This window comes from Saccharopolyspora soli, assembly GCF_022678645.1.
Classification (GTDB): Bacteria; Actinomycetota; Actinomycetes; order Mycobacteriales; family Pseudonocardiaceae; genus Saccharopolyspora; species Saccharopolyspora soli.
Genome location: NZ_JALBWV010000083.1, coordinates 1 through 21,964, shown reverse-complemented (window position 1 = coordinate 21,964; position 21,964 = coordinate 1). Strand labels below are relative to the sequence as shown.

At 69.1% G+C, this 21,964-nt stretch carries 18 protein-coding genes; 5 read left to right on the top strand and 13 right to left on the bottom strand.

Translation table 11 applies throughout. The features are described from left to right. The first annotated feature begins 14 nt into the window (after positions 1-14). Entirely contained in the window at positions 15-596 is a 582-nt protein-coding gene (locus MOQ72_RS38670; RefSeq protein ID WP_242190926.1) for a TIGR03086 family metal-binding protein, read from the top strand. An 88-nt stretch (positions 597-684) separates the two neighbouring features. Here MOQ72_RS38670 and MOQ72_RS38665 read toward each other — a convergent pair whose 3' ends face one another. The 4 genes from MOQ72_RS38665 to MOQ72_RS38650 form a co-directional block, all read right to left on the bottom strand. After that, entirely contained in the window at positions 685-1,422 is a 738-nt protein-coding gene (locus tag MOQ72_RS38665) for a class I SAM-dependent methyltransferase (protein WP_242190924.1), read from the bottom strand. A gap of 89 nt (positions 1,423-1,511) precedes the next feature. Then, positions 1,512-2,018, bottom strand: coding sequence for a methylated-DNA--[protein]-cysteine S-methyltransferase (locus MOQ72_RS38660; RefSeq protein WP_242190923.1), 507 nt, complete (start codon positions 2,016-2,018; stop codon positions 1,512-1,514). A gap of 169 nt (positions 2,019-2,187) precedes the next feature. Next, positions 2,188-3,804: an SWIM zinc finger family protein gene (locus tag MOQ72_RS38655; protein WP_242190922.1), complete on the bottom strand. Its 1,617-nt coding sequence runs from the start codon at positions 3,802-3,804 to the stop codon at positions 2,188-2,190. A 9-nt stretch (positions 3,805-3,813) separates the two neighbouring features. Then, positions 3,814-4,791, bottom strand: a complete 978-nt coding sequence (locus MOQ72_RS38650) for a nucleoside hydrolase (protein ID WP_242190921.1) — start codon at positions 4,789-4,791, stop codon at positions 3,814-3,816. Between the two features lie 203 nt (positions 4,792-4,994). Between MOQ72_RS38650 and MOQ72_RS38645 the strand changes: the two genes are divergently transcribed. Next, positions 4,995-5,663 (top strand): alpha/beta fold hydrolase, encoded by a 669-nt coding sequence (locus MOQ72_RS38645; RefSeq protein ID WP_242190920.1) that lies wholly within the window; start codon positions 4,995-4,997, stop codon positions 5,661-5,663. A 7-nt stretch (positions 5,664-5,670) separates the two neighbouring features. Here MOQ72_RS38645 and MOQ72_RS38640 read toward each other — a convergent pair whose 3' ends face one another. Beyond that, positions 5,671-7,350, bottom strand: coding sequence for a hypothetical protein (locus MOQ72_RS38640; protein ID WP_242190919.1), 1,680 nt, complete (start codon positions 7,348-7,350; stop codon positions 5,671-5,673). A 91-nt stretch (positions 7,351-7,441) separates the two neighbouring features. Between MOQ72_RS38640 and MOQ72_RS38635 the strand changes: the two genes are divergently transcribed. Beyond that, positions 7,442-8,662, top strand: coding sequence for a hypothetical protein (locus MOQ72_RS38635; RefSeq protein ID WP_242190918.1), 1,221 nt, complete (start codon positions 7,442-7,444; stop codon positions 8,660-8,662). 11 nt (positions 8,663-8,673) lie between these two features. On the opposite strand, the gene MOQ72_RS38630 is transcribed toward MOQ72_RS38635, so the two are convergent. Then, entirely contained in the window at positions 8,674-9,417 is a 744-nt protein-coding gene (locus MOQ72_RS38630; protein WP_242190916.1) for a TetR/AcrR family transcriptional regulator, read from the bottom strand. Between the two features lie 160 nt (positions 9,418-9,577). Between MOQ72_RS38630 and MOQ72_RS38625 the strand changes: the two genes are divergently transcribed. Both MOQ72_RS38625 and MOQ72_RS38620 read left to right on the top strand, forming a co-directional pair. After that, positions 9,578-10,762: a DUF418 domain-containing protein gene (locus tag MOQ72_RS38625; RefSeq protein ID WP_242190915.1), complete on the top strand. Its 1,185-nt coding sequence runs from the start codon at positions 9,578-9,580 to the stop codon at positions 10,760-10,762. Between the two features lie 297 nt (positions 10,763-11,059). Next, positions 11,060-12,151 (top strand): peroxidase-related enzyme, encoded by a 1,092-nt coding sequence (locus MOQ72_RS38620; RefSeq protein ID WP_242190913.1) that lies wholly within the window; start codon positions 11,060-11,062, stop codon positions 12,149-12,151. 13 nt (positions 12,152-12,164) lie between these two features. Here MOQ72_RS38620 and MOQ72_RS38615 read toward each other — a convergent pair whose 3' ends face one another. The 7 genes from MOQ72_RS38615 to MOQ72_RS38585 are packed head-to-tail and all read right to left on the bottom strand — an operon-like array spanning position 12,165 to position 21,808. Further along, positions 12,165-14,465 carry a molybdopterin-dependent oxidoreductase gene (locus tag MOQ72_RS38615; RefSeq protein ID WP_242190940.1) on the bottom strand — a complete coding sequence of 767 codons (2,301 nt, stop codon included), beginning with the start codon at positions 14,463-14,465 and terminating at the stop codon, positions 12,165-12,167. Between the two features lie 2 nt (positions 14,466-14,467). After that, positions 14,468-16,192, bottom strand: a complete 1,725-nt coding sequence (locus MOQ72_RS38610) for a dipeptide ABC transporter ATP-binding protein (protein WP_242190911.1) — start codon at positions 16,190-16,192, stop codon at positions 14,468-14,470. Positions 16,193-16,208: 16 nt separating this feature from the next. Then, positions 16,209-17,387 (bottom strand): M24 family metallopeptidase, encoded by a 1,179-nt coding sequence (locus MOQ72_RS38605; protein ID WP_242190910.1) that lies wholly within the window; start codon positions 17,385-17,387, stop codon positions 16,209-16,211. 23 nt (positions 17,388-17,410) lie between these two features. Next, positions 17,411-18,244 (bottom strand): ABC transporter permease, encoded by an 834-nt coding sequence (locus MOQ72_RS38600; protein WP_242190908.1) that lies wholly within the window; start codon positions 18,242-18,244, stop codon positions 17,411-17,413. An 8-nt stretch (positions 18,245-18,252) separates the two neighbouring features. Then, positions 18,253-19,173 carry an ABC transporter permease gene (locus MOQ72_RS38595; RefSeq protein WP_242190907.1) on the bottom strand — a complete coding sequence of 307 codons (921 nt, stop codon included), beginning with the start codon at positions 19,171-19,173 and terminating at the stop codon, positions 18,253-18,255. After that, positions 19,170-20,690, bottom strand: a complete 1,521-nt coding sequence (locus MOQ72_RS38590) for an ABC transporter substrate-binding protein (protein ID WP_242190906.1) — start codon at positions 20,688-20,690, stop codon at positions 19,170-19,172. The genes MOQ72_RS38595 and MOQ72_RS38590 overlap by 4 nt, the downstream gene beginning before the upstream one ends. Beyond that, complete coding sequence (locus MOQ72_RS38585; protein ID WP_242190905.1) at positions 20,687-21,808, bottom strand: C45 family autoproteolytic acyltransferase/hydrolase; 1,122 nt, start codon at positions 21,806-21,808, stop codon at positions 20,687-20,689. The genes MOQ72_RS38590 and MOQ72_RS38585 overlap by 4 nt, the downstream gene beginning before the upstream one ends. Between the last annotated feature and the right edge of the window lie 156 nt (positions 21,809-21,964).

Genomic DNA, 21,964 nt, shown 5'->3' with positions numbered 1-21,964 from the left:
GCTTGCGTAGAGCCATGTCTGACGCACAGTTCCTGGCCCGCGCGGCCGCTGCCCTGGCGGGGATCATCCGCGACACCAAGCCGGACCAGCTCGACGCGCGCACCCCGTGCACCGAGTACGACGTCCGCGGATTGGTGAACCACCTGCTGTTCTGGGGCCCCTCGCTGGAGGGTGCGGGACGCAAGGAGACCGTGCCGCCGCCGGACGGGGCCGAGGCGGACGTGGACCTCACCGGAGGCGACTGGGCGGCTGCCCTCGAAGCGCACCTCGACCGCACGGTCGCGGCCTGGAGCGAACCGGGCGCATGGGAGGGCACCACGCACATGGGAGGACCGACGGAGCTGCCCGCATCGCTGGTCGGCGGCATGGTCGTGGTCGAGCTGGTCGTGCACGGCTGGGACCTGGCGAAGGGCACCGGCCAAACCCTGGCGCTGGACGACGATCTCGTGGCCTACGTGCACGACGAGGTGGAGAAGACGGCCGCCCAAGGTCGCCAGATGGGCGTCTACGGCGCGGAGATCGAAGTGCCGCAGGCGTCCTCCACATTGGACCGGACCCTGGCCCGAACCGGCCGCAACCCGATCTGGAACCCATAAACCCAACCCACCACTGCCCCGTGCGGGTGAAGGGCCACAATTTCGCGAGAAATTGCCGCTTCTGGTGAGGAGCGGGTGTCGCAGGGGTTCAGCGTGGGCGGAGCACGTATCCGGTGTAGCCGTAGTCAGAACTGTGGTCTCGCCGCATCTCGATCTCGGCGCGCGTCATCTCGATCGCCTCGCTGGCGGCCGGGTCGGAACTGTCCAGCGCCGCGACGCGTTCGGTGAGGACGTCGTAGTACTCCGCCCACCAGTCCGACTCCGGCAGCAGCCAGGTGGCCGCGACGGTGTAGCCGAGTTCCATGGCGGACTGGACGTTCTGACCGGTGGTCCGCATCGCCGGATATTTCTGCGCCCAGAACGCGCGAGCGACCTCGGCGGGTGCGGGCGTGGTCCACTCGCACTCGGTCACGACCAGCGTGGCACCGGGAGCCAGCAGTCGTTTCCACGCGCGCAAGGCCCGATCGAATCCCATGAGGTAAACCGATCCCTCGGCCCACACGAGATCGAAGCTGCGGTCGGCGAACGGGAGATCCTCCATCGAACTCGTCGTGGTGGTGATCCGTCGCGCGACGCCTGCCGCGCGCGCGGCCTCGGCCAACTCGTCCAGGAATTGGGCGTGGGTGTCGGCGGCGGTCACCTCCGCACCCGCCTCACGAGCCAGCAGCAGCGACGCTCGCCCCGGACCGCAGCCGATATCGAGCACCCGCGGCCGCTCCGGCAACTCACCGACGGCGCCCAGCAGCCACCGGGTGGTCGCATCGGACCCAGGACCCTGCCGGGGCAGCCGGTCGTGCAGCTTCCAGAAGACCTCTTCGACGGACATGAGCCTCGCTTCGAGCCGGGGACACGCCGTTCTACCTCGATCAGTCCACTGCCTGCCACCTGTTTTCGCTGCCAGACCGCTTCGGGCTCTCAGTAGTCGAGGGCTAGTGCAGGTTGGGTTGCGTTGCTTCTTTCGAAGTCGAGCAGGTGTTGCTTGCGGTCCAGACCTCCGCCGTAGCCCGTCAGGTTGCCCGTGGCGCCCACGACCCGGTGGCAGGGCACGATGATGCTGATCGGGTTCTTGCCGTTGGCCAGGCCCACCGCCCGCGAGGCCGTCGGCCGCCCGATCTGCTCCGCCAGCTCGCCGTAGGAAACCGTTTCGCCGTAAGGGATCTCGCACAGCGCGGCCCACACGGTGCGCTGGAACGGAGTGCCGGTCAACGTCATCGGCACGTCGAAGGAGTCGCGCTGCCCGGCGAAGTACTCGGCCAACTGCTCGATCACCGGGCCGAAAGGCGCGGTGCCCGGCTCGCCGAAGGTCTCCCGCGGCGGGCGGTGCCGCTGCCGCTCCATGTAGAGACCAACGAGGGCACCGTCGACCGCGACGAGGGTGAGCGGGCCCACCGGGCTGTCCACGACGGTGTGCACAGGAAGCATTGGCAGTCCTCTCCTCAGACCGGTAGCCGGTCGTGTTCGCTGGTCGCCCACTGGCACGACACCCTCGTACCTGCTCCCAGCATCACCGTGCGCACGGCCCGGGGCTAGCGGAAAAACGACATCGTCCTCCCGCTCACGTAGCACAGCAGTGTGCTCCCGGACCCACCCGTCACAAGCCCTGATCAGCGAGGATGGCCAGCAGGCTCCGCTTGCGCCGATGGGCGTCCTTCAGGCTCCGGACATCTGCTTCGAAGTCCGACTCCGTCCCGATGCGGGAATGCAGGTCCCGCAGGGTCGTCAGCAACTGGGCGGCCCGCTGGTAGCTGTGCTTGTTGGTTTCCGCGATGGCCGTGTCGACCACTGGTCGGTAGATGGCGATGGCGTCGGCGGGATGCGTTTCGGCGCGGCGATCCGCCACTGCCAGCCGAGTCGACTCGTCGCAGCGATAGCGCTGCACCACCTGCCAGGACGCCTCGATGTCGCCTTCCGCCAACAGGATCCGCGCCAGCGTTTCGGCCGCGCGGAACGCCCGCGCCTCGGCTCGCTCGCGCAGCACCCGGTGCGCCTGCTCGCGCAGGTGCTGCCATCGACCAACCCGTTCGGCAGCTTCCCGCCACTGCCGGTAGGTGTCTTCGGCCGGGGCGTCGGTGAACTTCGCTTCGAGGAGTTCCAGCGCGTCGGAGTCTCGACCGCACTCCTGGTGGAGCTCGACGAGCAGGTCGACGAGGCCGTACGACCGAGCATCCCACCGACCTTCCGCGCGATGCCCGCGCTGCAACCACTCGACCGCTTCGTCGAGCCGACCGTCCTCGCGCAACAACGTGGCGATCCGCACGTAGTCGTGTGGTCCGGACAGTTGCTCGGCCAAGCACGCGACCAGTTCATCGGTGCCGCCGGTCGCTGCGACGAACTGCTCGCGCAGCCAGCGGAAGCGCCAATCGTTGCGCTTGCTCCCGGTCTGCTCCAACCCGAGCCGGTAGGCGGCCAGCCCCGGTTCGCCGAGCAGGTCGACGACCTCATCCAGCTCTACCTCCGGCCACTCCGGCCCGTCGAGGTGGAAATCGACCAGCCAGCGCCCCAACTCGGCTTGATCGGGCGGGACGAGCCGACAGCTGTCCAGGTAGAGCCGCCATGCCCGCTCCGCCACCGCGACGACCGTGCCCGTCACGTCCTCGCACGCGCTGGCCGCTGCGCCGATATGGGTGAGTGCCCGACGCAGCAGCGGCTGCACGACCTCAGACCGGGTCGGAATCAGCCTGCCGAGCGCGTCCAGCACGGCGGTGGCGTTGGCGGCATAGGCGTCCTCGTCGCCATAGTTGATCCAATCGACCTTCAGCTGGTCCACCTGAACGCCCAGCACCGACGAGTCGGGCCGCGCAGACTCGGTGGCCATGAACAGCAGGAGTCGTTGGTACAGCGCGGCATCGTCCTGCGCCTGCTGCCAGATCAGATCGACGAGCGCACTCCGGTCCAACGTCTCCAGGAATGCCCGCATGTCAGTGGCCTGCGCAGGCGACTCCGATTCGGTGGTCAGCACTCGCAATCCGAGGGCGACGCAGTGCTTGCAGAACGCACCCTCGCGCCCGTAGGGACAAGAGCAGGTCCCCGCCAATGAGCCACCGACGTTGCGCAGCCGAGCCCGGTAACTGGCGGTGCCGTGCACGGTCCCCACCACGCCATCGGGCAGCGAGCCAACATTGGTGACGGCCGCCAGATAACCCAACCCCCGCTCGAAGGACCGATCCCCGGCAAGCACCCGAAGGTCGGCCTTGCTGAACCAAGCCATGCAATACAACTACCGTGCCCCACCCCAAAACCCCCGCCGGGGTGGGGTGGTCAGGAGAGTTTTTATCTGGTTGAAGAAGGCTTCGGGGTCGATTTCTTCGATGATCGTCGCGTTGGGGGCCAAGCCGTGGACTCCCCAGGACATCGCCGCATAGCCGCGGGTCAACTCGCCCGCCGTTTCCACGTCGACGTGGTAGCGGGCGGTGCGGCGGATCAGTTCCGGGTGCAGCAGGACCTCGACCGTCAGCGAGTCGGGGTGGGTGGTGCCTTCGATGCCGACGCTGCGGTCGAAATCCAGCGTCGCCGCGCAGACCCTGGTGAAGAACCGGGACAGCGGGGTGTCCAGGGCCGCGATCTCGTCCAGCTCGGGTTGGGCGAACACCGCTTGGTCGAGGGTCAGCGGCGCCCACGGGACCACGACGATCTCGAAGCCCGCCGCGAACACCGCCTTGGCCGCCTCCGGGTCGACGTAGAAGTTGAACTCGGCAGCGGCCGTGATGTTGCCGCGTGCGTTGTTGGAACCGCCCATCACGTACAGGGTTCGGACGTTGCGGACGAAGTCCGGGTCCTTGACCACCGCGGTCGCGATGTTGGTCAGCGGGCCGATCGCGGCGATCGTCAGCTCGCCGGGGCGTTCGGCGGCCAGCCGGATCAACGCGTCCACCGCGTGCTCGCGTTCCGGTTCGCAGCCCGTCAGGTCCATCGTCATGCCGCCCACGCCGTCGCCGTGCACGTCCTCGGCGCTCTCCCACGGCCGCACCATCGGGCGGCGGCAGCCCAGGTGCACCGGCACGTCGCCGAGACGTCCGGCGACGTTGCAGGTCAGAAAGGCATTGTGGACCTGCTGGTCGAAGCCGACGTTGCCAGCGACCATCGTCACGGCGCGCAGGTCCGCTCGCGGGTCGAGCAGGCCCACGAGCAAGGCGATGCAGTCGTCCTGCGCCGTGTCGGTGTCGATCACCAGCGGAACAGGCTCAGGCGTTGGCATCACGGCTCCCCCTGCACGGCCTAGCCATCGGATTTGCAGCCGGACGTACCTTACGTCCAGTGACCGGCAAGTTCGGAAGTCCGGAGCAGCTGACCCACTGGGCTGCGCGGCGATTCCTTCAGGACCGATCTCCTTGTGGACGAGAACTGTCCTAAACGACCCCTAGGGTCGGATGCGCAGACCGATCGCAGAGGAGAACGAACATGGCGACCTTCGTCCTGGTTCCCGGCGCCTGCCACGGCGGATGGTGGTACGAGCCGCTCGCGGCGGAACTCCGCCAGGAAGGGCACACGGCGTACCCCGTGACGTTGACCGGGCTGGGCGATCCGCAGGAGCTGCTCGCCGCACCCATCAACCTGGACACCCACATCGAAGACGTGGTGCGGCTGCTGGCAGAAGCGGACCTGCACGACGTCGTCCTGTGTGGACACAGCTACGCCGGGATGGTGATCACCGGTGCCGCCGACCGGGTGCCGGAGCGAATCGCGTCGTTGGTCTACGTCGATGCCTTCGTTCCCGAGGACGGAGCTTCGGTCATGTCGCTGACCAGCGGTGTCTGGCATGACTGGTACATCGGCGGGGCGAAGGCGGACGGGATCTCGGTGGCGCCGCTGCCGCTGCTGGATCCGCGGGCGACACCGCACCCACTGGCCAGTCTGGTGCAGGCGATCCGACTCACCGGCGCCTTGGACCGGGTCCCGCGCCGGGAGTACGTCTACCTGGCCAACTTCGAGAACACTCCGTTCACCCAGTTCTACGAGCGCCTGCTGGGAGATCCGGCGTGGCACGTCCGGTCGCTGCCGGTCGGGCACAACATCCTGCGCGACGCCCCCGACGACTTCCGCGAGATCCTGCTCAACGCGGCACCGTGACGCGGGGTCACTTGGCCGGGAGTTTGAAGGATGCTCGGCGGGCGGCTTTTGCGATTCCCTTGTCCGGGTGCTGTCCGCCGATCAGGGCGAGCACTTCCTTCACGTCCGGGTGGTCCAGGCGCCACATCTGCTCGAAGATCTCCTGCTCCTGCCCGGCGGGCACCGTTTCCGCCAGCACGTCGCTCAATTCGTCGGGCTCGACGGTGTCCAACGCGGCCCCCAGCAGGTCGACGAGCAGCCACGCCGCATCGGACACCGTCGATTCGAGGTCCGATTCGTCAGGATCGAGCTGGTAGAGCGTCAACTTCGCGTACGGCCGCAGCGCGGGCTCGTCCAGCGCCTGCCGCCAGCGCTGCGGCGCGGTCGCGGCGCGCGGCCCGGCGATCGAGATCGCGATCATCCGGTCCTCCGCGTCGCCCGCCGCAGCGGCCGTGAGGAGTTCGTCCGTGCCCGCCACCGCGCCGCGCGCCTCGAACCAGGACTCCGTTTCGGCCGCCAACTCGTCGTCGGTCGCGCCCTTGGCGAAGTCCACCAGGTCGAAGGCGGTCATCTCGTCGACCGGCGGCAGCAACCGGACCTCGACACCGCCTTCGGTCAACGCGCCCGCGAAGGCGAACTGGCCGAGCGGGGTCAGCCGCGCGATCCCGTCGCTGGCCTGCGCCGCGCCCAGGTCGGCCAGGATGCTGACCAACCGGTCGGCCGGATCGCCGTACGTCTGCACCCACCGGTCCCAGGCGTCCGCCGGGGCGAACTCGTCCTCGGTGACGTCCTTGATCAACTCGTGCAGTTCCGCGAGCGGTATGCCTTCATTTCGGGACAGGAACAATGAGACCACCGCGATGCTGACGACGTCGGAAAGATCGAGCTCCGTGTCGTCGTCCTGGAAGATCTCCTCGTTCAGCAGGCCCAGCGCGTCCGCCCAGGCGTCCAGCACCTCGTCGTCGCTGCCGTCCGGCCACTCCGCGGCGAGTGGGCCGAGCGCGGCAGTGGTCCAGGTGGCTTCGACGAATCCCAGGTCGAGGGCCATCTCCCAGAGGTTTCGCAGCTCCGGGATGTCGTCGAGCTCGGTTACCGATCCAGGCACCTGGAGACCCAGTGCCTCGGCCGCGGCGATCGCATCCGGGGCGTCCGGCTCGCCGTCCACGAGCGTGCACCCGACGACCCGCAGCGCCAGCTGCTTGGCACGGTCCAACAACGGGCTCTGCCGGGCCTGGGCGGCGAGTTCTTCGTCCGGGGGCAGCCGGAGCGGCGGCAGCCAGTCCGGCAGGCCGAGCAACTCGCGGAGGTCGGTTTGCTCGGAGCCGGAATCGTCGAGCCAGTCAACCGCCGCGTCCAGCACGGCGTCGGCGAACCGGGGTTCGATCTCGTCGACCCGCCGCTGCAGGACGTCGAGCTGCTGTGCCGACAAACGTCCGGTGTCCGCCGCGAAGGCCAGCAGGTCGCGGACGGTGGCGATCACGTCGGTCAACTCGGCATCGTCTTCCACCAAGACATTGCGCGGGTAGTACTCCAGCAGCAGCTCATCCAGGTCCGCTGGCTGCAGGTCGCCCAGGTCCGCGCCGATGTGCTCGTAGAGCAGTCGGAGCAGTACATCGGCTTCATCGTTGTTGCCTTGGGCAGGCCGTTCCTGTTTTTCGGCCCACTCGGCCAATTCGGGCAGCAGACTTCCGACCGGGTCGCGCTCCATGCCCGAAGCGTATCGATCCCGCAGCTCCCACTGACTCCGGGCTCCACCGGTAACTTCGAGATGGCGAAGTCGGACATGACCTGGAGCACGGATGATCTCCACACAGCGATGGCTGCGGGCTTATGCGGAACTGGCCCTGCGCATCGATCGTCGGGTCACGCAGTCGGGCGGCGGCCTCTTCCTCGACTACCGAGGCCCGGAACCCTGGCGCGAGCAGACCGCAGCAGAAGAGCCCCCGCCGATCGAACGACTGCTCGACGATGCCGAGCAGCTACGCGCCGACCTGCCGCAACTATTCGCGCCGCCCCGCAGCGCGTTCCTGGACGCGCAGTTGCAAGCCCTGACGACCACCGCGCACCGGCTGGCGGGCGCCGAGTTCTCGCTGGCCGAACACACCCGGCGGTGCATGGGACTGGACGTCGCGCCGCTGCCCGAGGAGCTGTTCGAGCAGGCGCACGCCGAGCTGGACCGAGCACTTCCGGCGGGACCGGGCACCCTCGCCGACCGGCTGCACTCTTGGCAGAACCACCACAGCCTGCCCGACGTCGACCGGCTGCCCGACCTCGTGCTCGCAGCGGTGGCCGAGACCCGGGCCCGCACCGCGGCCACGATCATCGAGCTGCCGGAAGAACAGGTCGATTGCCAACTGGTTTCCGAGGTGGCTTTCCTGGGCGCCGGTTACCACGCGGGCGGTACCCGATCCATCGTCTTCATCAACCGCGACCTGCCGTTCAACCTCGCCGATCTGCTGGACGTGGTGGCCCACGAAGGACACCCCGGCCACATCGCCGAGCAACTGCTCAAGGAGATCCACCTGGTCGACGGGAACGGGTGCACCGAACAGCAGGTCCGGTTCCTGCTCTCCCCGCAGTTCACGATCAGCGAAGCGCTCGGGATGCACGCGCAGGCCCTCCTCTTCCCCGATGACGAAGCCCAGCGGTGGCTGACCGACAACGTCCTGGGCCCGTGCGGAATCCGACCGGACAGCAGCGACTTCGCCGCGATCCACCACGCCCGCAAGATGCTTTTCGGCGTCTGGGGCAATGCGACCTTCCTGACCTCGGAAGGGCGTTCTGAGGCAGCGGTGGCGGACTACCTGCGGCGGTGGGGGCTGTTCGCCGAGCACGAACTCGGCCCGGTGCTCGGCCACGTCACCGCCCAGGGCGGCAATCCTTACCTCTTCGGCTACTACCAGGGCTGGGACCTGCTGAGCACCTGCCTGACCGGCCCGGACCGCCACCGGCAAGCCCGACGACTCCTCACCGAGCAAACGCTGCCCACCGACTTCACCCCGACCGATTCATCCGCTTAGGACGACTCGGGTCAGGTCAGGTTGGCTATTCCGTCGAGGATCCGGTCCAAGCCGAAGGTGAAGTCCGGGTCCGCTGCCGGGTCTTCGCCCGTGCCGGGCGAGTGGTTGAAGACACCCGAGGCCAGGAGTCCGGCCACCTCCGGGAAATCTTTCGGACTGATCAGCTTCGCGAGACTTTCGCCGTAGCGTCGGGTTGCTTCAGGTTCATCCACGCCCGCCGCGCGGCCGGTTTCCAGTTCTTCCGACAACAACGTCGTGTGGCGGACGTATCCGCTGATCAGCATGACCACGCCGATCTTCTGCGCCCAGTCGAGCTTGGTGGCGCGCATGATGCGCAGCGCGGCTTCCATCCAGCTGATCTGGTTCGGCCCGATCGGCGGCCCCGCGACGGGCACCTGCGCCAGCCACGGGTGCCGGTGGTTGACCCGGCGTTCGGCCGCGGCCCACTGCCGCAAGCCTTCGCACCAGTCGTCCGGTTCGACGGTGATCTCCGGTGGCATGCCCATCGCGAAGTCCTGCATGAGGACCAGGAGTTCGTCCTTCGAGCCCACGTAGCGGTACAGCGACATGGTGGTGAAACCGAGCGCCTGGGCGATCTTGGGCAGCGTGACCCCGGCCAGCCCGTGCTGATCCGCCAGCTCGACGGCCGCCCGCATCACCCGATCCACGTCGAGTTCCGCCGGTCTGCCCATCCGCGAGTTGGCCGGAACGCGCCAGAGCCGACGTAGTTCCGGGGGCACTGCCGCATCGTCCATGCTCACGCCTTTCCGAAGCGAGGGGCACCCGTGCCCGGAAAACACGAGCGCCCCTCACCTGCGAGTTCACCTCTGCTGCTTGCCCGGCAATCATGGCACATGGTTTAGTTTATCTCATATAGTTTTATATACACACTAACTTCGGCAGTGGGGATGTACCGTGCAGATCCAAAGTGATCCGCGTCCGGTTCGCGGGCCGGTGCGGCGCGGCGAACGGGCGCTGGCGCCCGACCTGGCCCGCGGTTTCATGTTGCTGTTCATCGCGCTCGCCAACAGCGCGGTCGCCGCGTTCGGCACCCAACCCGGTGTCGAGCAGCGGCCCGAGGGACTGGAACGCGGGTTCAACCTCTTCGTGGCGACCCTGGTGGACAGCCGCGCCTTCCCGGTGTTCGCGATCATGTTCGGTTACGGGCTGGTGCAGCTGGCCCGCCGCCAGCAAGCGGCTGGTGCCGCGCCCGCCGGGGTGCGTTCGGTGCTGCTGCGGCGCAATGCCTGGCTGGTCGCGTTCGGCGTGGCCCACGGCGTGCTGTTGAACTTCGGTGATTTCCTGGGCGCATACGGGCTGGTCGGCATCGTCGCCACCCTCGTTCTGCTGCCGCGCGGTGATCGCGTGCACCGCATCGTGCTGTGGATTTGGGGTTGCTCGGCGCTGAGTTCGGTCGTTACGGCCGTGCTCCTCGTGTTGGACGCGGTTCGAACTCCGAGCGGGACTGCGGGAGTCCCGACGACGCAGCGCGAATCACTCGTCGCGGACGACTACTTCAGCGCCACCCTCGCCCGGATCACCGAATGGCCGGGCCACACGTCGACGGTCTTGGGCTTCATAACCGTTGTGTGGCTTGGCATCTGGGCCGCCCGGCGACGGTTGTTGGAGGACCCGGCGAGTCACCGGGTGCTGCTGCGCGGCACGGCGGCGGTTGGGCTCGGGGGTGCGGTGGCGGGCGGTCTGCCGTTGGGGCTGATCAGTTCCGGTCTGTGGCACACCAGCGCATCCACCGCGGAACTCGCGGCCGTCCTGCACGCCACCAGCGGGCTTCTCGCCGGACCCGGCTACGTCGCGCTGTTCGGCTTGCTCACCCTCGTCGTGCCGCGCCGTTCGTTGGCCGCAGTGGCGGCATTGGGGCAGCGTTCCTTGTCCGGCTACCTGTTCCAGTCGATCGCGTGGCTCGTCCTGCTCTCGCCATACGCGCTCGCGCTCGGCGAAATCGGCAGCACGGCGCTGACGACTGCTTCGATCGCGGTGCTGGTCTGGTCCGCGACCGTGCTCGGAGCCTGGTACCTCGACCGACGTTCCGCGCGCGGCCCGGCCGAAGACGCCCTCCGCCGCCTCACCTATCGGCTGTGAGCACCGGTCTTTGATCTTGTTTTCAGAAGCGGCGAAGCCGCTTAGCCCACCCTCGCCACTTGCACCGCCGCGGGTTCTCAGGGGTCTTCTCGGGAGAACAGCCTCGACGTGGTGTATTGGACATACATGAGTCGGGGATCCCGGAGTCGAGATAGCCCGGTGTCCCCGCATAGCACTGTTGAGGTTCCGCCACCCGCACCGCCATGCAGGACGAGTTCGAAGACAGGCACCGAGTGGGAGTGGTCGCCCATGCGACCATTCCCACTCACGACTCTCAACCCCCGGACAGGATGCTTCATGACGACTGCTAGCAGTGATCGTGTTGTCCGCACCGAGGCGTCGTTGGACGCGCTTCGCCCGGACCTGCGCGAGTTCACCGCGAGCGTCGACGCCGCAGTGCTGCGCCCGGCCGACCAGTCCGTGCTCGACTGGGCGGACCGGGCGCGCATCGCGCTCCGCGTCGCGCTGGTCAACGAACACCAGGAATACGCCGACGAAATCGCCCGCGAACTGGACTCGTTGGCAGGTGACGGCGCCGCCGACGTCATCCGCGACACCGATCGCTGGACCGAACTGCCCGAACCGCTGCACGCGTTACTCGCGCACTGCGAGCAGGTCGCGCTCGATCCGGTCGACGCGAGCGCGGCGGAGATCGCGGTCCTGCGGGCGCACGGGTTCACCGCCGCGCAGGTGGTGGCGGCGTCGCAGGTCGTCGCGTACGTCAGCTATCGGGTTCGGCTGCTGCTCGGGGTGCGGCTGGTCGAGGCGGCCGGTGACGGGCCGGTTTCCGGCCCGGTGAACAGCATCGAAGCCGGTGCCACCGCCGATGGCTGCGAACTGCCGAGCCCGGCCGAGGCGTTTCCGGTGCTGCGCTGGGTTCCGTGGGTCGATCCGGTGCCGGAGCCGGAGAAACCCGCCGGGGCCGACGAGAAGACCCCGGCCAAGTGGTCCCCGTTCTACCTGACCCTGCTGCACGATCCGCTGGTGCTGGCGGAGCGGACCGCGCTCTACGACGCGATCATGACCGGCGCCGGTTCGCTGGACCGCGCGGACCGCGAACTCGCCGCGCTCGCCACTTCGCTGATCACCGGGTGCGAGTACTGCGCGGGCGTGCACGGCCGTCGCCAGGTCCAGCTGTCGAAGGACCAGATCACCTCGGTCGCGCTAGCAGAAGCCGGTCCGGCGGCAGTGGCGGACCCGAGGCAACGCGCGATCGTCGACGCGGTCGGCGCGCTCGCCCCCACCCCGGCTGCGCTGGGCGCCACTGACATCCGGCGGCTGCACGCGGTCGGCCTCAGCGCCGACGACGTCCGCGACCTCGTCGCGGTGGCGGCGATGTTCGCCTGGGCCAACAGGTTGATGATGACCCTCGGCAATCCCGCCGCCTGAGAGCGGAGCCGGGTCAGGTGGGACTGTCGGTGGACACCGCCGTTCCGGTGGGACCTTCGGTCGGGGGTTCGTGGGCTTTCAGCGGCGGTAGCGTTTCGATGAAGCGCCGCACCTGCACTCGGGTCAGTTGACCGGTGCAGCCCTGGGCCAGCCGGGATGTTCCGACGTCCCGAGTCAGGGCGTTCGGGTTGCCGTGGATGCAGGTCGCGACTCCGGGGGCGCTGGGGTCGTACCAGGCACCGGTCGACAACTGCACCACGCCGGGGCGCACCGAGCAGCTGATCACCACGGCCGCCAGCACGCTGCCCGTCGCACTGGTCACCCGCACGAGGTCCCCTGTGGACAGTCCGCGCACGACCGCGTCCGTGGGGTGCATGCGCACCGGCTCGCGGCCGTGGATCTTGGCGCTGGTGCTGGTCGCGCCGTGGTCGAGTTGGCTGTGCAGCCGGGTCGCCGGGTTGTTCGCGACCAGGAACAGCGGGAAGTCGCCGGACCCCGGCTGGATCTGCAGCTCCTCCGGCACCAGCCAGGTCGGATGTCCGGGGCAGTCGGCGTAGCCGAAGGAGTCGATCCGCTCGGAGAACAGCTCGATGCGACCGCTCGGGGTGGCCAGCGGATGCGCGGCCGGGTCGGCGCGGAACTGCTCGTAGAGCACTTGGTCGTCCGGCTCGGCGGGCAGTTCGAGACGGCCGAGCTCCCAGAACTGCTGGAAATCCAGGCCCGGATCGGACGCCTCGCGCCGCCACTGCTCGTACAGGTGCGCCAACCAGCCCCACTCGTCGCGGCCCTCGGTGAACTCCTGCTCCACCCCCAGCTTCCCGGCCAGGGCGGCGAAGATCTCGAAGTCCGAACGCGCCTGGCCCAGCGGCGGCGTCACCTGCCGCATGGCGACCAGCGCGCGATCTTCCTTGGCGCAGCCCAGATCGTTGCGCTCCAGGGTGGTCGTGGCCGGGAAGACGATGTCCGCGTGCCGGGCCGTCGCCGTCCAGAACGGTTCGTGGACGATCACCGTGTCCGGGCGGCGGAACGCCTCGGTCAGCCGCGCCAGGTCCTGGTGGTGGTGGAACGGATTCCCACCGGCCCAGTACACCAACCGGATGTCCGGGTACCGGCGGCGTTCGCCGTCGTAGTCGTACTCCTCCCCCGGATGCAGCAGCATGTCCGCGACGCGCGCCACCGGGATGAACTCGCGCACCGGGTTCACGCCCTGCGGCAACGTCGGCAGCCGGTACGGCAGCCGTCGCGCCCCCACGCCCGCCGTCGCGCCGTAGCCGTGGCCGAATCCACCGCCGGGCAAGCCGATCTGGCCGAGCACGCAGGCCAGCGCGATACCCGCCCAAAGCGGCTGCTCGCCGTAGCGGGCGCGCTGCAACGACCAGCTCAACGTCACCATGGTGCGCCGGGTCGCCATCGATTCGGCCAGCCCGACGATGACCGCCGCGTCGATGCCGCAGACCTGCTCCGCCCACTGCGGGCTCTTCGCGATGCCGTCGGCCGCGCCGAACAGGTACCTCCGGAACTGGTCGAACCCGACGCAGTGGGTGCGCAGGAATTCCTCGTCGTGCCAACCGCGATCGATCAGCACGTAGCTCAACGCCAGCATCAGCGCGGTGTCGGTGCCCGGCACCGGCGCCAGCCACCTGGCGTCGAGTTCCGGGGCGAGGTCGTCGCGCAGCGGGCTGATCAGCGTGAACCAGGCACCGCGGGCCCGCGCCCGGCGCAGGTGCCCGGCCACCTCGTGTCGGCTCACGCCGCCGGAGTTGACCTGCGAGTTCTTCTCCGGGATGCCGCCGAAGCAGACGAAGTGCTCGGTGTGCTCGGCGAGCACCGGCCACGCTGTCGCCTTCGAGATCGGGTCGTCGTTGCCGACCACGTGCCGCAACAGCGGTCGGGCGGCACCCAGGCTGTAGGTCTGCACCGAGCGGGTGTATCCGCCGATGACGTTCAGGAAGCGGTGGACCTGGCTCTGCGCGTGGTGGAACCGGCCAGCGCTGCCCCAGCCGTAGGAGCCGCCGTAGATCGCCTCGTTGCCGTACGTGGTGCGGACCCGGTCCAGTTCCCCGGCCGCCAGCCCGATCGCCTCCGACCAGCTGATCGGCAGGTACTCGTCGTCGCCGCGCTCGGCCGAGCCGCCTTCCAGCCAGCCGCGACGCACGTGAGGCGTGCGCACCCGGAGCCGTTCGTCGAGCGCGGCGGGCACGTTGCGCAGCAGTGGAGCCGGGTTCGGGTCGTCCGGATCTGGGATCACGTCCAGGCCGCCCGGTTTGCGCGCCGCACTGAACAGACCCCAGTGCGAGCTTTGCTGTTGGTACATGGTCACCCCACACGCTCCAGGTCGGGTGCTGCGGCTAGCAGCGCTCGGGTGTGCTCGCTCTGCGGGGTGCCCAGCACGTCGGCGCTGTCCCCGATCTCCACGATGGACCCGCTGGCCAGCACCGCGATCCGGGAGCACATGTGCCGGACCACGGTCAGGTCGTGCGAGATGAACAGCAGCGCCAGACCCCGCTTGCGCCGCAGTTCGACCAGCAGGTTGAGCACTTGGGCCTGCACCGAAACGTCCAATGCGGACACCGGCTCGTCGGCGACGAGCAACGCCGGTTCGACCGACAGCGCGCGGGCGATCCCGGCGCGCTGGCGCATCCCGCCGGAGAGCTGGTCCGGGTAGGCATCGGCCAGTTCGGGGTCCAGGCCCACCTCGGTCAGCAGGCCCTCGACGCGTCTTCGCAGTTCCGCGCGGCTGAGAGCGGGTGTGCCGTCGGCCGCCACCGTCAGCGGCGCGCCCACCGCGTCGCCGATCGTGCGGTCCGGGTTCAGCGAGGCGTACGGGTCCTGGAACACCAGCTGGATGCGTCGGGACAGGCTTCGCCGTGACATCCCGGACAGCTCCGCACCGTCGAACCGGACCTGCCCGGTAGTGGCCGCCTGCAGGCCGGTGACCACCCGCGAGATGGTGCTCTTCCCGGACCCGGATTCGCCCACCAGGCCGAAGGATTCGCCGACCGCGATGTCGAAGCTGACGCCCTGCACCGCGTCGCGGGCGGGTTTTCCGAGACCACCTGGGAAGGTCACCGACAGGTCCCGCACCGACAGCAGCAGGGCTCCGTCAACCACGGTCGTGAGCGCGTCGTCGGGCTGGAGCCCGCTTTCGTACTCACGACCTTCGGGGATCCGCAGGTCCGGGTCGGCCAGCGCTTCGTCGTCGATCGGCCCCACCAGCGAGGTGACCACCTCGCGAACCGTCGGCAATGTGCCGCCGGGCTCGTCCTGCATCGTCGGCACCGACGCGACCAGCGCGCGGGTGTAGGGGTGGCGACCGTCCTGCAGGACCTGCCGCGTGTTCCCGGTTTCCACTACCCGGCCGCGGTACATCACCGCGATGTTGGTGCAAACCTCCTGCACCACACCGAAATCGTGGGTCACCAGCACGACCGCCATGCCCATCTCGCGTTGCAGGTCCGCCAGCAGTTCGAGCACCTGCGCCTGGACCGTCGAGTCGAGCGCGGTGGTGGGTTCGTCGGCGATCAGCAGCGACGGCTCGTTGATCAGCGCGGCAGCGATCATCACCCGCTGCCGCATCCCGCCGGAGAACTGGTGCGGGTAGTCCTTGGCCCTGCGGTGCGGTTCCGCGATCCCCACCCGGTCCAGCATCTCCACCGCGCGCTGCTTCGCAACCGCCTTGCGCACCGGGTGGTGCAGCCGGTACGCCTCCGCGACCTGGGCGCCGACGCTGCGGAACGGGTTCAGCGAGTCCAGCGCGTCCTGGAAGATCATCGAGATCTCGCTGCCGCGCAGTTCCCGCAGCCGCGCTTCCGGGGCGCCGAGCAATTCCTCGCCGTTGAACCGGATACTGCCCGACAGCACGGCTTCCGGGCCGTGCAGGCCGAGCACCGCGAGCCCGGTCGCGCTCTTCCCGGACCCGGATTCCCCGACCAGTCCGAGCACCTCACCCGCAGGCACCTGCCAGGACGCGTCGCGCACGGCCAGCACGCCCGTGTCGGGAAACCGGACGTTCAGGCCGGACACTTCGAGCAGCGTCGACATCAGTTCCTCCGGTGGCTCAGACCTGGATGAGGTCTCGGCGGGTGGTGGTGAGCAGTTCGTGGCCGGTCTCGGTGATCACCAGGCTGTCCGAGTGCTGCAAGCCGCCGAAGCTGGGAATGCGCAGGTTCGGCTCGATGGTGAACACCATGCCCGGCTCGAAGACCAGCTCGTCGTGCGGACCGAGCGAGGGCTGCTCGTGCGGACCGAGACCGAGGCCGTGCCCGATGCGGCCGGGCAGGTAGTCGCCGTAGCCGCGCTTGACGTAGCCCTGCCGGGCCACTTCGTACGCCTCGGCACACGAAACACCCGGCCGCAGCATGGGCAGCACTTCGTCGCGGATCTCCAGCACCGCATCGAAGGCCCGGCGCTTCTCGTCGTCCAACGGTCCGACCGCGACGCTGCGTTCGTTCTCGGCATGCATGCCGTCGATCGACGTCCAGATGACCGTCCACTGGATCTCGCCGTCGACCGGCGTGCGCTCGGTCGGCGGCGCGGAGTTCATCGGCACCCGGTCACCGACCAGCGAATACGCCCACAGCGCGTGGAAAACGCCGCCTTCCAGGTTGCCGAAGTCCATCGCGAACCGGTCCGGGTGGTGCTCGCTCCACTCGCGCTGCATCGCCCGCATCGCGATCGAGGCCGTCTCGACCTCGCTGTGCCGCTGGGAAACCGCGTCGATCGCGGCAGCCATCCCGACGTCGGCGATCCGGCACGCCACCCGCAGCGAGTCCAGCTCGGCCGCGTCCTTGACGTAGCGCGCCTCCATCACCGCCTGCCCCGAGTCGAACAAGCCCGCGTTCGGCAGGGTGGCGGCGATCCGGTCCCGGAAGTTGACCGGCAGGAACTCGCCTTCGACGCCGATCCGGCTGGCCCCGAACTCGGCGGCGACCTGCGCGAGCACCTCCCACCAGTGGTCCGGGCCGACCTCCTCGGCCCAGCGGCCGTACGGGCGGATGTCGGTGATCCGCGAGCTGTTGCGCGAACTGTGCGCGCGCAGCGCGTGCAGGATGAACACCGGGTCGCCCTCGACCGGCAGGAACACCAGGACCGGGTGCGAGTAGATCATCGGCGTGTACCCGGACAGGTAGAAGGTGTTCTGCGGCTTGACGACCACCATCGCGTCCAGGTCGGCCGCGGCCAGGTTCGCCTGGACGCGCTGCCAGCGGGCGGTCGCGGTGGCGGTGTCGGGGATCATCGGTTCACTCCGTTCTCGAAAGCTCAGCTCGCCGCGACTCGTCGCACGGACAGCCGCTCGCCCAGCAGGTTGGCGCCCAGGACCAGCAGCACCAGCCCGATGCCGGGCAGCACCGCGATCCACCACGCGCTGAGCAGCTGCCCCTGCCCTTCGGCGACCATCAGGCCCCAGTCCGGGTTCGGTGGCTGCGCGCCCAGGCCCAGGTAGCTCAGCCCGGCTTCCATCAGCACCGCGCGGGAGAGGTCGAGCGTCGCGGTCACCGCGACCAGCCCGCGCACGCCGGGCAGCAGGTCACGCAACAGGATTCGCCAGGTCGGCAGGCCGCCGAGCAGCGACGCTTCGACGTAGGGCAGCTGGCGCAGCGCGAGCACGCGGGAACGCACCAACCGGAAATAGGCGGGCCAGCCGGTCAGCGCGATCACCAGCACCAACACCGCAGTGCTGCGGCCACCGAAGGAAAGCACCATCAGCGCGAGCAGGATCGAGGGCAACGCCAGTTGGATATCGGCCAGCCGGGCCAGCAGCTGATCCCACCAGCCGCGCGCGAAACCGGAGATCAGTCCCAGCGCGGTGCCGAAAACCCCGCCGCAGAGCACCGCGAGCACCCCGACGAGCAGCGGGGTGCGGGCGCCGTGGAGGAAGCGGCTGAGCATGTCCCGGCCGAGCTGGTCGGTGCCGAGCAGATAGCCGTGCTCCCCCGGCGCTGCGTTGGTGTGCAACAGATCCTGGGCGAGCGGGTCGTGCGGTGCTAGCAGCGGCGCGAGCACTGTCGCGCACACGATGAGCCCGAGCAGGACCGCGCCGACGATGCCGCCGACCGGTCGGCGGCGGGTCTGTTGTTGCGGCGTCTGGATCATCGCGTCCTTCACCCCTTGTGCCGCACGCGCGGATCTAGGACCCCGTAGGCCAGGTCGACGATCAGGTTGATCACGACGAAGACCAGGATCAGGAAGGTCAGGTCGGCGAGCACGAGCGGGTAGTCCTCGTTCTGCAGCGCCGAAATCGCCAGCTGGCCGACGCCCGGCCAGGAGAACACCGTCTCCACGATCACCGTGCCGCCCAGCAGCGCCCCCGCTTCCAGCCCGAGCACGGTGATCGTCGGCAGTAGCGAGCCGTACGCGGCGTGCCGCACCACCCGACCCCGGCCCATGCCCAGCGCCGTGCCGGTGCGCGAATACGGCCGGGCCAGCTCAGTGCGCAGGCTCGTGCGGAACACCCTGGCCAACGGCGGCAGCACCCCGGCCGCCAGCGCGATCGCGGGCAGCACCACGCTGGCCGGTTCGGTCGCACCCGAGGTCGGGAACCAGCCGAGCACGACGCCGAAGAACCACACCAGCAGCACTCCGATGTAGAAGTTCGGCACCGCCTGCAGGAGGTAGACCAGCCACATCGGCCACTCCCGGTGCGAGCCGTCCACGCGCCGCGCACCGGTGCCGAACCCGATCGCCAGCGCACCGAGCACGGCCAGTCCCAGCGCCGCGCCCGCCAGCACGGCCGTCGCGGCGAGCCGCTGGAAGACCACCTCCAGCGCTGGCTGCTGGAACTGCAAGGAGTCCGGGAACTGCCCGCGCAGGGCGTCCCCGAAGAACGCCAAGTACTGCACGCCCAGCGGCCGGTCGTAGCCGAGCGCGTGGCTGAGCGCCGCGATCTGCGCCGGGTCCGCGCCCGCCGGAGCCATCAGCAGCGCCGGGTCGCCGGAGGCGTGCAGGATCAGGAACACCACGGACAACGCGCCCCAGATGGCCAGAACGCTCAGCCCGACTCGCCGGATCAGGTAGGTGCTCACCGCTCCCCCTCGGTCCAGGCCATGTCCGCCGGACGCACCCAGTCGTCCGGGCGGGCCTGCCACGACAGCCCTTTCGCGGTGGCGTAGATGCCCGGCTGCGGGAACAGGAACAGCACCGGCGCCTGCTCTCGGGCCTGCCGCGCCGCCACCGCGTACAACGCGTCGCGCCCGGCCACGTCCTCGGTCGCACGCGCCGTCGTCACCGCATCGGTGAACGTCTTGTCCTGCCAGTACGCGTAAGGACTGCTCGAAACGAACAGGCCGTAAAGTCCGTCGGCGCTCAACGTCGGCCATGCCTGGGTGATGTACTGCATGTCCGGCATCGCGTTTTCCTTCAGGTACTTCTGCATGTAGACCGCGAACGGCTCGGACCGGATCTCGACGTTGACGTCGACCTCGCGCAACTGCTGCGCCACGGCCTGCACCACCAGCTCCGCCGCGACGTACTGTCCACTTGGGAGGCTCAGCTGCACGTTGAGCGGTTTGCCCGGCCCATATCCAGCTTCGGCGAGCAACTGCCGGGCGCGCTGCGGGTCGTACTGGTAGGGCTGCAAGCCCGGCGTGTAGCCGGTGTAGTCCTTGGTCAGCAGTTGTCCGGGGCTCTCGTCGACCGAACCCTTGAGCAGGCTGTCGGCGATGGCCCGCTTGTCGACGGCGTAGTTCACCGCCTGCCGCACCCGCAGGTCCTGCATCGGCCCGGTCAGCGTGTTGAGCTTGATGAACGCCATCCGCGTGGTGTCCAGCTGCTGCACGGCGATGTTGCGGTCGGCCCGCAGCCGGTCGAGGTCCTGCGGGTCCATCCCGGCCACCGCGTCGAGTTCGCCGGAGAGCAGTCCGGAAACCTGCGCCGACTGCGACGGCGTGACCCGGAACGTCACGTTGCCGATGGCCGGTTTCGGGCCCCAGTAGTCCGGCCTGGCGCGCAGTTCGATGTTGCCGCCGGGGCTGTACGAGGTGATCTCGTAGGGACCCGAACCCATCGCTTCGGCGGCCGGATCATGCGTTTCGGTCCATTGCGGACTGAGCAGGAACAGCATGGACAGCGCGTCGGGCAGGTTCGGCGAGGGCCGCGACGTGAGCAGGTCCACGGTGCTGGCGTCGACCTTCTCGGCGCCCTTGAGGTCCGGGAAGTTCGACGTCATCCGCAGCCCGTTGCCCTTGTTGACGAGGCGTTGGATGTTCCACACCACCACGTCGGCGTCCAGCGGGCTGCCATCGGCGAACCGGGCTCGCGGGTCGAGGTGGAACCGCCACCGGGTCGGTGCCACCCGCTCCCACGACATCGCCGCCGACGGTCCGATCCGCAGGTCCGGCTGCCGGATGACCAGCGACGAGTACACCGAAGACAGCACGGACAGGTCGGTGCCGACCGAGGTGGTGTTCATCGGATCGAGGGTGGTGGCGGACGAGGACAGGCCGATCACCAACGACGACGACCGGGCCCGGTCCGCGGGCCCCTGCGTCACCGCGCATCCAGCGAGCAGCAGCGCCAGCGCTGCGACCAGCAGGCGCCTCATCTCGGCCCCTCGGTGCGATCGGCGTCGGCCGGATTGCCGAGCACCACGTGGAAGGCGAGGCTCGGCAGCTCGGCGATCGAGGCGTAGGTCGTCTCGGCGCCGACGCCGTCGATCTGCCGCCGCGCCAAGCTGTTGTGCGGCCCGCCGTGCTCATCGGCGAACAGCTGCGCGAGATCGCCCGCCGTCACCTCGGGCCGCGCGGCGAGCAGCTCATCGGCCCGCTGCCTGCGCAGGTAGGACGACGGATATTGGGCCGGTGCAGGGGAAAGCGCGGCCAGCGGATCGCAGACGTAGTGGTTGGTCAGCACGTGGACGTCGGCTGGCTCGCGGTGCACGATGTGGTCGCGGGTGACCTCCAGTCCCAGCGTCTCGCCGAGGTCGGCGACCACCATGTTCAGGCCGCTGAGCCGGGGTTGTTCCCACAGCAGCTCGACGAATTCCGCCGCGCTGCGCGCTTTCAGCAGCAGGTCGTGCGAGTTGATCAGGATCCAGCCGGTCGCCGAGTCCCGCCAGTCCACGGCGGTGTGCGCGCTCCACACACCGGAAGTCGACATCGCCACGCCCGAGTCGTTGATGCCGCTGCCCGGCCAGAGGATGCTGCCCGCGACGGTCACCTCCGCCAACCGCCGACCATCGCCATATCGACGGCGCAGTGCGACGTGCTCGACGAAATTGCCGGACATATCACGGGTTTTGGCGACCAGGGTCCGGCCCGCGGCCCGCTGGCCGGTGACCGCGATCTGGGTGCACTCGTTCGGCACCCAGCGCAGCACCATGTGCGCGGGCAGGTTCAACGCGAGGATGTCGGCCAGCGGGATGCCCGAGCCCTCGGCGATGCCGGTGAGCTCCGCCCAGGCGTCCGGCGCGGTGGTGCGGACGAATTCCGCGTTCGCGTCCAGGCATTTCCGGTAACGCTGCCGCGCCGCGTCGTCCGTGCAGAGCTCCGCGACGTCGCGCCGCACCGCGGCGATGTTGGCGGCGATCAGGTCGTGGGCGGCGATGCCGTGCGTGATCCCCTGCTGTTGCGGAGTGCCTGCTACGTCGATGAACCGAGGATCTGCCGTGGTGGTGGGGGCATCTGCGCGCAGTCCCCAGTCCTGCCACTGCTCGGTGCTCACGCTGTCTCCAGTGTCTTGCGGGACACCCGCACCCGGTCGGCCGCATGAGCAGGAAAGGGATTGTGGCTCATACAGCCTCCCAGTGTCTTGCGGGACACCCGCACCCGGTCGGCCGCATGAGCAGGAAAGGGATTGTGGCTCATACAGCCTCCCAGT

What these genes read in the sequence shown, in the direction of transcription:
- MOQ72_RS38670 (WP_242190926.1), top strand. Translation starts at nt 15, where the DNA reads ATGTCTGACGCACAGTTCCTGGCCCGCGCGGCCGCTGCCCTGGCGGGG.
- MOQ72_RS38665 (WP_242190924.1), bottom strand. Translation starts at nt 1,422, where the DNA reads ATGTCCGTCGAAGAGGTCTTCTGGAAGCTGCACGACCGGCTGCCCCGG.
- MOQ72_RS38660 (WP_242190923.1), bottom strand. Translation starts at nt 2,018, where the DNA reads ATGCTTCCTGTGCACACCGTCGTGGACAGCCCGGTGGGCCCGCTCACC.
- MOQ72_RS38655 (WP_242190922.1), bottom strand. Translation starts at nt 3,804, where the DNA reads ATGGCTTGGTTCAGCAAGGCCGACCTTCGGGTGCTTGCCGGGGATCGG.
- MOQ72_RS38650 (WP_242190921.1), bottom strand. Translation starts at nt 4,791, where the DNA reads ATGCCAACGCCTGAGCCTGTTCCGCTGGTGATCGACACCGACACGGCG.
- MOQ72_RS38645 (WP_242190920.1), top strand. Translation starts at nt 4,995, where the DNA reads ATGGCGACCTTCGTCCTGGTTCCCGGCGCCTGCCACGGCGGATGGTGG.
- MOQ72_RS38640 (WP_242190919.1), bottom strand. Translation starts at nt 7,350, where the DNA reads ATGGAGCGCGACCCGGTCGGAAGTCTGCTGCCCGAATTGGCCGAGTGG.
- MOQ72_RS38635 (WP_242190918.1), top strand. Translation starts at nt 7,442, where the DNA reads ATGATCTCCACACAGCGATGGCTGCGGGCTTATGCGGAACTGGCCCTG.
- MOQ72_RS38630 (WP_242190916.1), bottom strand. Translation starts at nt 9,417, where the DNA reads ATGGACGATGCGGCAGTGCCCCCGGAACTACGTCGGCTCTGGCGCGTT.
- MOQ72_RS38620 (WP_242190913.1), top strand. Translation starts at nt 11,060, where the DNA reads ATGACGACTGCTAGCAGTGATCGTGTTGTCCGCACCGAGGCGTCGTTG.
- MOQ72_RS38615 (WP_242190940.1), bottom strand. Translation starts at nt 14,465, where the DNA reads ATGTACCAACAGCAAAGCTCGCACTGGGGTCTGTTCAGTGCGGCGCGC.
- MOQ72_RS38610 (WP_242190911.1), bottom strand. Translation starts at nt 16,192, where the DNA reads ATGTCGACGCTGCTCGAAGTGTCCGGCCTGAACGTCCGGTTTCCCGAC.
- MOQ72_RS38605 (WP_242190910.1), bottom strand. Translation starts at nt 17,387, where the DNA reads ATGATCCCCGACACCGCCACCGCGACCGCCCGCTGGCAGCGCGTCCAG.
- MOQ72_RS38600 (WP_242190908.1), bottom strand. Translation starts at nt 18,244, where the DNA reads ATGATCCAGACGCCGCAACAACAGACCCGCCGCCGACCGGTCGGCGGC.
- MOQ72_RS38590 (WP_242190906.1), bottom strand. Translation starts at nt 20,690, where the DNA reads ATGAGGCGCCTGCTGGTCGCAGCGCTGGCGCTGCTGCTCGCTGGATGC.